This is a genomic window from Paenibacillus sp. NPDC101420, assembly GCF_050277435.1.
Taxonomy (GTDB): domain Bacteria; phylum Bacillota; class Bacilli; order Paenibacillales; family Paenibacillaceae; genus Paenibacillus_AQ.
Genome location: NZ_JBNNSE010000006.1, coordinates 143,763 through 155,042, shown reverse-complemented (window position 1 = coordinate 155,042; position 11,280 = coordinate 143,763). Strand labels below are relative to the sequence as shown.

Sequence of the window (11,280 nt, the reverse complement as noted above, 5' to 3'; positions counted from 1 at the left end):
CCTCTCTTTCTTCCGGAATGTCTAACACTATCATTTCATTAGATTAAGGAAGGAACAATGCCCCTTGTGGAATCACCTGCTGCTTCTGGCTGGAACTCTCCCACAGCAAGCGAAGATTAGCATCTCCTTCATTCTCATAATATTCAATTTGGATATCATAAAGTGTTCCGGCTGTGAGCGGGATACTTCCTTTATGAAGGGTTGCACTTTGATTTTTCCAATTATCGATGATCAGCTTTCCGTCAATCCAGACACGGACTCCATCATCAGAGGATGCCGAAATCGTATATTTTTCACTGAATTTGGGTTTGAGCTTCCCTTTCCAGCGAACAGAAAAATGATCTTCATCTATCTCCTGTGCAGGTGACCCGCCATGCCAATTAAAATCAATCTTACGATCATCGCGGATAAGTACCGCTTCTCCCTCTAAATCAGTATTGTTATAGTATTCTCCAGTCAAACCCATTGGAGTTACCGGGATTACCGGTGCTATCGAAGGGCCTCCTGTTGTGAGAACGTAATCCTCTCTCGATACTATAAACGAGTCATTCATAAAGCTTTTAATTGACTGTAGCGTATTATTTTCTGTCAGTAATTTTCCCCAGGTCATCATATAGACCCATTTATTTTGTTTCTCGGTTAATACTTCCGGGTTCGGCAGCTGTCCGCTCTCCCCGATTCCGATAGGTTTACCATCAGCAAGTGCGAGCAGATCCTCATAGTAGGACTGCTTATAATCGTTATTGTAGATATCCGCAGCCAGAACATCGAGTTTATCCGCACCGGGATAATATGCAGCATAAGGATCTGCCCATTCATTCGGCGCATTCGGATTCCACACCCACAGTAGATTATTCAGTTGATGTGTATTTACAAAACGATCATAGACAATATTCCAAAGCGCTGAAAAATTGTCCTTTTTCCCCCACCAAAACCAACCGCCGTTCATTTCATGGTAAGGTCGCCATAAGACTGGAACTCCGGCATCACGCAGCTGTCCCAAATAGCCAGCGATCTCGTCTAGATCAGAGATTAGACTCTTATACTGAGCCGTCCCAGGCGTAACATAAGTATTAAACTTCTCTTGACTGAGACTTCTGTTTACATTGGACCATTCTGGAGAAGTTCCCGGCAAACTCTGATGGAATGTCATGGCTACAATGCCACCCTCTTGATGCCACTCCATTGCACTGTCTATAACAGCTTGTCGCTGTTCTGCGATCGTCCCTTCGGGTTGATTATTAATTGCCCCCAATTCATAACCATGTAGAACGGCATTTTGTCCCGATGTATTCTTCAGCTTATGAACCAGTTCATCTGGACTTTCTAGATAATCATGCTGGCCAGACAGGATTCCTTTGCCACGTAGATTCACCAAATTACTCAGCAGTTGCTTGGCTTCTTCAGAAGCTGATGGATTGCTTGGTATAACCGGAGGAAGAGCGGAAGAAACACTCATAGCCTTCGGAAGACCCTTAACCTCTCCCCAAGGCAGCAAGGAAAAAATAATAAACACCGGTAATATAGTAAACAACAATCTGTTTTGCTTATAATATTTACGCAAATAAATCCTCCTTTCGGTAGCTGTACTGCCTCCACAGGTGCTAAATAAACATACCTGTTATCGGACAATCGTCTTCTGACCTAATGAGGACTATAGCTTAGTAGCTCTGCAATAACGCAGAGCCACTAAGGATCGACCTTTAATTTTCATCAATCAGGAGACATCCGGAAGATAAAGTGCACTTGCTGGAACTGTCTCTTTAGCTTGACTAGCACTTTCCCACATCAAGCGGACTCTCGCATCGCCTTCATTTTCGTAATACTCCACCTTGATATCGTATAGCTGGCCAGCCTTCAGCGTTATATTACCCTTACGCTCAGTACCACTTTGCTTAGTCCAACTATCAATCACGGATTGCCCATTCACCCACACACGGATGCCATCATCTGAGGTAGTGTAAAATGTATATTGCTCATCATATAATGGCTTAATTTTACCGCTCCAACGTATGGAGAAACGATCAATCCCGAGGGCGGCATCCGGCGATCCTTGCCGCCAATTGAAATCGATAATTGCATCAGTTCTAGTAAGAGCTGCTGTTCCCGATAGCTGTATGTTGTTGTAATATTCTCCTGCAAGCCCCTTCACAAGAGGAATTGCTGCCTCACCCTCTTCTTCGGGAGGTGCCGGCGCTGGTGCAGCGCTAGGTGTCGGTACCAGACTAGTATTTAATTTATCTCTAGTTAGGGTATAGTTGCTATTCATAAATGTTTTAATTGTATCTGCACTGTTATTCTCGTAAAGCATTTTTCCCCAGCTCATCATATACGTCCATTTACTTTGTGATTGCTGAAGCTTCTCCAGATTAGGCATTTCACCATTCTCCCCGATCGCAATCGGTTTGCCTGCGGCTAGACTCAACAAGCTGTCATAGTATTTTTGCTGGTAATCATTTTCGTATATATCTGCTGCCAGAATATCTACTTTATCAGCACCTGGATAAGTTAGCGCATAAGGATCTGACCAAACATTGGGAGCATTCGGACTCCATACCCATAACAAATTATTTAATTTATGAACGTTAACAAAACGGTCATACATAATATTCCAAAGTTTAGAAAAGTTATTTTTCTTCCCCCACCAGAACCAGTTCCCGTTCATTTCATGATAGGGTCTCCAAAGCACCGGAACATTGGCATCGCGCAAGCTTTTTAGGGAGACTGCCACCTTATCAAGTTCAGCGATCAGATTGTTATATTGCTTGGTACCCGGTGTAACGTAACTATCGAACTCATTCTGACTAAGTGTTTTTTTCACATTATCCCAGTCATAAGAGGTGCCCGGCAGGTTAGCATGAAAAGTCATAGCTACGATCCCGCCCGCTTTATTCCAGTTGATCGCGCTGTTCACCACATTTTGACGCTGCCAGGCCATCGTTCCTTCTGACTGACCGCTGATCGCGCCCAGTTCATAACCGTGAAGAGCGGCATATTGTCCGCTGGTTCCCTTCAGCATATTGTTAATTTCATCTGGACTTTCTAAATAGTCATGTTGACCAGCAATAATACCTTTTCCTGAGATCGAGTAAAAATAGTTAAGCAGCTTTACGGCTTCAGGTGAGGCTCCTGGGGTAACTGGCGTTCCAGAATTTGAAGCAGCTATGACAACAGACGGCGAAATTCCAACAGTAAGCGGAAGTGCAGTCAGAAACAAGACGAGTGTCAGAAATGCGCCAAATAATCGATACGTACGGTAAGCTTTCAAAATAATCTCCCTTTCGGTAGCCAGGCTGCCACTCTTTCGAAGGCCCTATAGCTTTGCGTCCCTACCTTTCGATAGGTTTGCCTTTTCAATTTAAGAGAAATAATCTCTCTTACCGTAAGTATCGACGACAATTAATGATATATTTAGTGTTTTTATGACTTTTTTTGATAATTGAGTCAATTTACCTGTTTCAAGAAATTTTGGATTGGTTAAATAGATAGGTTAGACCTATGAAATGAATTGTTGTAGTTCTATATCATTCCAGTCTAAAGTAATACGAATGTTATCTTCTTCTACTAATTCAGAACCCGTCTGTACCTCTATAAACTCGACATCCGTCAAAGCAAGGATCGCGTGCTTCGTTCCTTCCGGTATACGTACCACGTCCCCAGCCTTCACATTATGTTTTTTCTCATTCAGCACAATACTTGCTTCGCCGCTGACGATTGTCCAAATTTCACTACGCTTGCGATGTAATTGATAGCTGATATTATTCCCCTCGGATATAAAAATCCGTTTGGTCAGCACTTCATTGCCTTCATCATATTTCACATAATCAATAACTTTGTAATGGCCCCAGCGGCGTTCCTCGTACATCGGTCTTTGTTCAAAGGTCTTCAGCACTTCTTTAATCCGTGGGCTCTCAGCTTTATGGGTAACTAGAATCCCATCCGGGCTAGCCGCAATGATCAGATCCTTCGCACCAATTACCGTAATCGGAATATCCAGCTCATTAATCAAGCAAGTCCCCTCAGAATCCGCCGTTACAAAACCTTTTCCTACATGCTTGCTGCTCATTTCCTCTGTCAGCGTATTCCACGTTCCAAGATCCTTCCAGAATCCATCATACGGCTGTACTACAATATGTTCTTCTTTCTCTACCACTTCATAATCAAAGCTGATGGAAGACAATAGCTTATACTGCTTCTGCAATTCTTCATATCCTAAAGGCAACCCTTTACGCTGCAAAATATCTAACAAGTACCCTAAGCGGAAGGCAAACACTCCACAATTCCACAATGCATTTTGCTCGATGAGCTGTTCTGCTTGTATACGGTCTGGTTTCTCTTGAAAGTGACTCACCTTCATAAAACCATTTCCCCCCGCCTCTTCGGTGGTAGGAATAATATATCCGTATTTCTCTGAGGCATGTTCAGGAACAACACCCATTAGGGCCAGATTTGCTCCACTTTCCAGCATGGTCCCCTCAAGCATAGCTATGGTATCGAAAAAGGATGCTTCTACATAAGGGTCAACAGGCAATATTGCTACCGTCTCCGCTGGAGAAACACCTGCCACTGAATAAAGATAGGTAGCTGTTAAGGCGATAGCCGGAAAAGTATCCCGACGCTCCGGTTCAACGATAATCGGCACATGACTTCCCAGTTGGCTTTGTATCATTTCTACTTGGCCGCGGCCGGTGGCCAGATAAGATGATTCTGCCATCCCTGCTTCCTCCAGCTGTCTCCAGACACGTTGTACCATGGATTCTGGTTCACCTTGAGGGCTTTCAAGTACCTTTAGAAATTGCTTTGAACGTGAGTCGTTGGACAACGGCCATAACCGTTTACCTGAACCGCCTGATAGAAGTACCATTTTCATAGAATGAACCCTCCTTGAATTATGGAAATCGAGCATATTTGAATTGTTATCAAAACGTCTGGCTTCCGTTTGGTGGTAGCTAGAATGGATTGTATTAAAAGCTATATCTTTGTTAGGTAGAAACCACTCCAAGGGATTTTGGACTTCCGATCGCTGTTATCCTCAGATTTCCTGATTGAACCGCTTCTCGCGGTAGAAATCCGAGGATAAAGGCGAACACTCCGTTTCTACAGTTCCAAATTCCCTTTCCGTTCTTAACCTAACCAACTTCTTCTTAATACTTGATCCGTGCGTACCGGGCTGTACCAGCCGGAAGCAAGCACGTTTTTCTAAAGATTTGCTTCTGCTCTGGGGGAGGCAGCAGCAACTGCAAGAACAACTGCAACTACAAGAGCAAGACTAGTAGCCACCACAGAGACAGAGACAGAGACAATGACAATGACAACTACAAATGCTACTGCTACTGCTACTGCTACTGCTACTGCGGTATATAATCAGAGTACCTAACTTTATAAATTGCTTAGAACCTTAAAATAAGGGAACGAAGTGGCGGAGGGGAATTTTGGAACTGTAAGAGCGATAGCGTCCGCCTTTGTCTGCGGATTTCTACCGCTATCAGCGGTTAAAATCAGGAAATCTGCAGACAACAGCGGCCGGAAGTCCAAACATTCTCTGGAGTCACGGCTCATCCCTAAATAGAAAAATCACAAGTTCAATCAATATAACTTAGATTAAACCGCTCCAGCCACACTAGCAGAATAACCGCTCAATCCACCCATCTGCGGGCGGCCGACAGAATGATAAACGAGGCCGGTACCCTCGATTTGCTCCTTGGAATACACGTTGCGTCCATCGATCAATACCCCATTACGCATGCTTTTCGCCAGCTGATGCAGATCAATCTCCTTGAGCAGGCTCCAATCGGTCAGCAGGCATACGGCGTCGCTGCCCTCAGCCGCTTCCTCAGGCAGATTGCACCAGCGAAGCTGCGGATGATCATATTGCTGCCTGAAATTTGTAGCTGCGATTGGATCATATAGTTTGACTGTTGCCCCCTCAGCCACCAGTGCCTCAACAATCTCTCTGGCTGGAGCTTCGCGGACATCATCAGTATTAGGCTTAAAAGCAAGCCCCCATATCCCAATCGTCGAACCGCGCAGGCTGCCAAGTGATTCATGCAGCTTGGAGATGATCATAAACCGTTGTCCCTTGTTCACTTCGACTACAGATTTCAATAATTTGAATTCGTAATCGACGTTGCCCGCAATTTGAATGAGTGCATTAGTGTCTTTCGGGAAACAGGAGCCTCCATAACCGATGCCAGCCTGCAGGAAGGATGACCCGATTCTTTGGTCCATACCCATTCCTTGTGCTACTTCGGTTACATCAGCTCCCACTTTTTCACAAATATTGGCGATCTCGTTAATAAAGGAGATCTTCGTGGCCAAAAATGCATTTGAAGCATATTTGATCATTTCAGCACTGCGTATATCTGTTACAAATACATTTTCAGTGAAACCCTTATGAAGCTCGCGCATGGTTGGTTCCAGCTCTGGATTATCAAGACCAATGACAATTCTGTCGGGATGGAGGGTATCGCGAATCGCTGACCCTTCACGTAAAAACTCGGGAGCAGACACGATATCAAAAGAATGATGGGTAAACTTAGAGAGCATTTTGGAGATTTTCTCATTTGTCCCTACGGGAACTGTAGATTTAGTCATTATAATTTTGTGCCCTTCCATCGCTTTAGCGATTTCAGCAGCTGCACCCTCAATGTAGGTTAAGTCAGCTTCACCATTAGGCAGCGATGGCGTACCTACAGCAAGAATGATAATATCTGAATGCCGCACCGAATCCTGAAGATCTGCAGAAAAAGATAACCGTTCTTCACGAAGATTCAGTTCAATCAATTCCTCGATTCCCGGCTCATAGATGGGCGATTCCATCTGTTTCAGCTTCTTAATCTTTTCCTCGTCCTTATCCACACAGATGACATGATGTCCGCTAAGTGCAAAGCACACGCCAGATACAAGACCCACATACCCAGTACCGATTACTGTCAGCTTCATACAATCATCCTCCTTTTAGAAAATTGACGTAGGCCTGCTCAACATACTGCTTGAACTTAACCATAAACGCCTGCTCATCGAATTTACGTGCATGCTCCATGATTTGATCGATATCCCAAGCGTAGGACTCTACCTCATAAATAGCCTTAAGCAGATCCTCCACTTCTTGATGCTGAAAGAACACACCATTTACATAAGGAATAATAGTATCCAGTGCCCCACCTGCTTGATAAGCAATTACCGGTCTTCCTGCAGCGTTCGCTTCCAGCGGTGTAATTCCAAAGTCCTCTTCTCCTGGAAAAATGAACGCTCTACACTGTGCCATCATTCCAGTCACTTGCTCATCTTCTAGCCGGCCCAGAAACGATACATTATCCTTAGCCATGCCTTCGAGACGCTTGCGATCTGGTCCATCCCCTACGATATAAAGCTTAAGTCCGTTACGGTTAAAAGCCTCTACTGCCAGATCAATCCGCTTGTAGGAAACAAGCCGGGAGACAATTAAATAATAGTCACCAATGGTTGAAGAGCTTGTAAACCGGGCTGTATTAATCGGTGGAAATATGACATCTGCATCCCGGTGATAATAATTCTGAATCCTCGTCTTCACTACTGATGAATTGGCTACGAACTGATTCACATTTTTGGAAGTCCGTTGGTCCCACGTTTTGAGCTGCTGCATGTATACCTTAAGCATTTTTTTGAACAGCCCGGAATTCGACTGACGTTCCATGTAGGTGTCATAATCCCATGCGAAGCGCATAGGCGTATGGCAGTAACAAAGATGAAACGTATGTTTAGGAACTTGAATACTTTTCATAAAAGCACTGCTGGAACTCAGGACGATATCGAAACCGCGAAAGTCCAAATCACGGATGGCCATTGGATAAAGTGGCAGCACCCCTTTAAAATTGGTCTTTACCCCCGGAATCTTTTGCAGCCAGGAGGCACGGATATCCGCATCTTTGAGATTGTCAGTAAGGCGGCTTCCGTTAAAAACCGTTGTGTAGATTGGAGCCTCGGGATACATGTGATGAAAGACTTCCACCACTCTTTCCGCGCCGCCCATTTGGATTAAGTAATCGTGCGCTATCGCAATTTTCATGTGAATCATCCTCAAAGTTTTATGGAGCATCATCTTCAGAATTACCGCGTCATAGCATCTGTCAGGTGCCCGCCAACAAACCTTTATAGTAGTCAACGATGTCCTTGACCGTATTCTCGATAACAAAATGCTCTTTCACTCGTTTCATCCCATTGTCCGCCATCCGCCGTCTTTCCTCTGGGTGATCCAGCATCCATTTAATGGAATCTGCCAGTATCGCCGCGTCACCAGGCTCTATCAGTAGCCCTGTCTCACCTTGAACTACAATTTCTACCGGCCCGCCTTCATTGGAGGCGATCACCGGCAATCCCGCTGCCATTCCTTCAACGATAACTTGGCCAAAAGGCTCAGGAGTTACCGAAGTGTGAATCAGTAAATCAGCAGTATTCATAAGACCTTGAATATCATCCACATGCCCTAGCATGCTTACATTAGTAAGCTCGTCGTTTTTTATCTTTTGCAGCAATTCCTGCTTATAAGCCTCTTCTCCAAACAGAGCATCTCCAGCCAGCCAGAATTTCACACGAGGTTCGTTCTTAAAGCTTTTTGCGGCTTCCAGCACAATATGCTGACCTTTCCAATGCGCCAATCGACCAACTAGCAGTACGTTAAAATCCTTCTGGTCCCGCATGCCGATCCCATTACCAATCGCTTTAGCGAAAGCGGAGTATACGACCAGCGTTTTTTTGGAACGCGGCAGCTCCAAAGCATTCAGCGTAGAATGTGAATTTGCGATGACTCCATTGGGGAGCAGGCGTGACAGCAAACGAATTCCTTTGGCAACGATTGGCTTTAAATAAGGGGCCCCAATATGATCCCGGATGTGCCAGATCAATGGAACGCCCGCTATTTTTGCAGCGATGGCTCCGTATAATGCAGATTTTAGGGAATTGGTGTGCACGCAATCTACCTTCTCCGCTTTTAAGAGCGGCGCAAGCTTGCGGCCATAAGCCAACAGCTTGAAGGCTGCAGCAGGTGCTCCCAAGTTGACAGCATTTCTCCCCCGACTTCTGATGCTCTCATCCAGCGGAATAATACGGACATCCATCCCTTTTTCACGTAGCCGTTCAGCCAGCGCACCATCCTCAGCCAGAATTACCAGTGGATCGATCTGTTCTCCAATATGGGTAAGGATGTTAAACAGGGCAACTTCTCCACCACTCCATTTAGCAGTGTGATCTATATAGGCTACTCTAAGCATTACGTGGTCACCTCCTCTCCTAAGGCTTGTAGGAACACGGATTCTACTTGATCCGTAACATGCTCCCAGGTATATCTCTCCAGTACATGCTCTCTACATTCATCCCGGCTCGGAAGCAGCTTTCGATTGCTAAGCATATGGATCATACCTTCAGCCATGTGGTCACTACTTGAACTCTTAAATAGTAATTCCGGCCGGAAGCCTTGCAAAATTTCCTTATTGCCGCCAATCGGTGTAGCCATCACTGGCAATCCTGAAGATAAAGCTTCAACGGTAATCAAACCAAAGCCCTCCAATGCCTGTGAGGGAACCACGAACATATCCGCTGCCTGATAATAAGAGGCTAGCTCATGATCGGGAATGTAGCCTAGCAGTCTTACCTTATTGCTTAAGCCATAGTCGGCGATCTTTTCTTCCAGTTCTCCCCGCAACGGCCCTTTACCACCAATCAGCAGAATTGCATTCGGGAAACGCTCCGCAACTTGCTTCCAGGCTTCAAGCAGCTGTAGTAGTCCCATCCGATTGACCAACCGCCGGACAGTCAGCACGGTTGTTGCTCCCTCAGGTAAATTTAAGCTTCGGCGAATCGCCAATCGATTCGTAGCGGGAATAAAACGTTCCACATTAGCTGCTCCTGGAATCACTATAATTTTGTGTAGAGGCACTCCGTGCAGCTTATGGAGAATGTCCCGGAACGTCTCACTAAGCACGATGAACTTATCCGCTAGTTTATAGGCTCTATGTTCAATGGATTTGGCGATGGTTGTTTTGACCCGGTGCTTAATGCCTTGACCTTCGATTTTCATTTCTTCATTCCATGGGCCATGAAAAGTCATCACTACAGGAATCCCGCGTTTCTTTGCTTCCAAGGCTGGACCAATACCATAAGGAGCAAAGTGAGTGTATAAAATATCTATACGGCCACTGCCCTCTCCCATCAGATCGGCCGCCTTACGCTGGAAAGCATCCTTACGTTTCCAGATCCCATCTTTTGGATCTCCGGCATTGTGAATAATCAATTCCTCAGGGGTAGCAGGCGTTTCTTGACTGCAAATCAGCGCATGCACCCGATTACGTGAGGAGAGTTGCTCGCAAACGGATTTGAAATACGTGTTAAGCCCACCCGGCTGTAGCGACGGCCAGCTAAGGCCAGTCGTCATAATGTTCAATCCGTCACTGTACGGCATAGCTTCTCTCTCCTTTATTCTCCTTCTCGGTCTGACTCGTCTTCGCATTGTGCTGAGTCAGCTTTCCCGATCTAATTAATTCGTAATGCTTGAAGCCGACCATGAATTCATACATGACCCAGAATACGGATACACCGAAACCTGACATTCCCTTCTTGAACAAACCGTGTAAGAAATACTTTTGCAGGAAACGGGCTGGCGGTCTTAACAGCAGATGACTGACCCGAAATCGTTTGCCCTTGGCATACGCACTTTCAGCTTCCAAGTCAGTATACTTATTGAATCGTGCCACATGATCGTTAATACTGCGGTAACCATAATGCCAGAGAGTTCCTGTCAAACGTATAGTTCGTTCTTCAGAAACCTCGGGCATCTCGTGCACCAAGCTGTTTCGAATTCCATACGCTTTGCGGTTGTAAAGGCGCACTAGATATTCGCCACGATCCAGCCATCTGCCCATAAAATCACCGATCCGGTAGATAGAATAGGCAACCGATTGATCCTTAAGCCACGGTTTCAGTTCAAGAATACTTGCGGCCAACTCGTCGCTGACCACTTCGTCAGTATCAATAAGGAAGACCCAATCATGAACCGCGCGTTCTACTCCGAACTCCCTCTGTTTCGCATATCCGGGCCATGGGTTGACGTATACACGACAATTCAAGCTTTCGGAAAGCTGAACTGTCCCGTCTTTGCTGCCTCCGTCAATCACAATCACCTCGTCGGCGAATAACCTGCAGGATTGTATGGCCTTAGATATTCGAACTTCGTCATCCTGAGCGATGATGACAGCCGATATTGGATAATTGCCTTGGCCGCCTACCACGCTTTTTACTGAATCCATG

Annotated in this window: 8 protein-coding genes and 1 riboswitch; all 8 genes read right to left on the bottom strand. The window is 45.4% G+C overall.

Going from position 1 to position 11,280, the window contains the following annotated elements; translation table 11 throughout:
* Nucleotides 1–43: 43 nt before the first annotated feature.
* The 8 genes from ACQKMP_RS23565 to ACQKMP_RS23530 all read right to left on the bottom strand — a co-directional run bounded on the left by ACQKMP_RS23565 (nucleotide 44) and on the right by ACQKMP_RS23530 (nucleotide 11,279).
* On the bottom strand, nucleotides 44–1,564 hold the full coding sequence (locus ACQKMP_RS23565; RefSeq protein WP_427471312.1) for a glycosyl hydrolase: 1,521 nt from the start codon (nucleotides 1,562–1,564) through the stop codon (nucleotides 44–46).
* A 153-nt stretch (nucleotides 1,565–1,717) separates the two neighbouring features.
* Nucleotides 1,718–3,268, bottom strand: a complete 1,551-nt coding sequence (locus ACQKMP_RS23560) for a glycosyl hydrolase (RefSeq protein ID WP_427471311.1) — start codon at nucleotides 3,266–3,268, stop codon at nucleotides 1,718–1,720.
* Between the two features lie 12 nt (nucleotides 3,269–3,280).
* A riboswitch (cyclic di-GMP riboswitch) is annotated at nucleotides 3,281–3,360 on the bottom strand.
* Between the two features lie 136 nt (nucleotides 3,361–3,496).
* Nucleotides 3,497–4,870, bottom strand: coding sequence for a sugar phosphate nucleotidyltransferase (locus ACQKMP_RS23555; protein ID WP_036676586.1), 1,374 nt, complete (start codon nucleotides 4,868–4,870; stop codon nucleotides 3,497–3,499).
* A gap of 731 nt (nucleotides 4,871–5,601) precedes the next feature.
* Nucleotides 5,602–6,942: a UDP-glucose dehydrogenase family protein gene (locus tag ACQKMP_RS23550; protein WP_427471309.1), complete on the bottom strand. Its 1,341-nt coding sequence runs from the start codon at nucleotides 6,940–6,942 to the stop codon at nucleotides 5,602–5,604.
* Nucleotides 6,943–6,946: 4 nt separating this feature from the next.
* Nucleotides 6,947–8,047: a glycosyltransferase gene (locus ACQKMP_RS23545; RefSeq protein WP_036676592.1), complete on the bottom strand. Its 1,101-nt coding sequence runs from the start codon at nucleotides 8,045–8,047 to the stop codon at nucleotides 6,947–6,949.
* Nucleotides 8,048–8,108: 61 nt separating this feature from the next.
* A complete protein-coding gene (locus ACQKMP_RS23540; RefSeq protein ID WP_036676593.1) occupies nucleotides 8,109–9,248 on the bottom strand; it encodes a glycosyltransferase family 4 protein in 1,140 nt (379 codons plus the stop codon).
* Complete coding sequence (locus ACQKMP_RS23535) at nucleotides 9,248–10,435, bottom strand: glycosyltransferase family 4 protein (protein ID WP_042185181.1); 1,188 nt, start codon at nucleotides 10,433–10,435, stop codon at nucleotides 9,248–9,250. Before ACQKMP_RS23535 ends, ACQKMP_RS23540 begins: the two co-directional genes overlap by 1 nt.
* Entirely contained in the window at nucleotides 10,422–11,279 is an 858-nt protein-coding gene (locus tag ACQKMP_RS23530; protein ID WP_427471306.1) for a glycosyltransferase family 2 protein, read from the bottom strand. Before ACQKMP_RS23530 ends, ACQKMP_RS23535 begins: the two co-directional genes overlap by 14 nt.
* Nucleotide 11,280 lies beyond the last annotated feature (1 nt).

Bases quoted from the DNA above. Each gene is read 5' to 3' on its own strand.
- ACQKMP_RS23555 (WP_036676586.1), bottom strand. From the start codon at position 4,870: ATGAAAATGGTACTTCTATCAGGCGGTTCAGGTAAACGGTTATGGCCG.
- ACQKMP_RS23550 (WP_427471309.1), bottom strand. From the start codon at position 6,942: ATGAAGCTGACAGTAATCGGTACTGGGTATGTGGGTCTTGTATCTGGC.
- ACQKMP_RS23545 (WP_036676592.1), bottom strand. From the start codon at position 8,047: ATGAAAATTGCGATAGCGCACGATTACTTAATCCAAATGGGCGGCGCG.
- ACQKMP_RS23540 (WP_036676593.1), bottom strand. From the start codon at position 9,248: ATGCTTAGAGTAGCCTATATAGATCACACTGCTAAATGGAGTGGTGGA.
- ACQKMP_RS23535 (WP_042185181.1), bottom strand. From the start codon at position 10,435: ATGCCGTACAGTGACGGATTGAACATTATGACGACTGGCCTTAGCTGG.
- ACQKMP_RS23530 (WP_427471306.1), bottom strand. From the start codon at position 11,279: ATGGATTCAGTAAAAAGCGTGGTAGGCGGCCAAGGCAATTATCCAATA.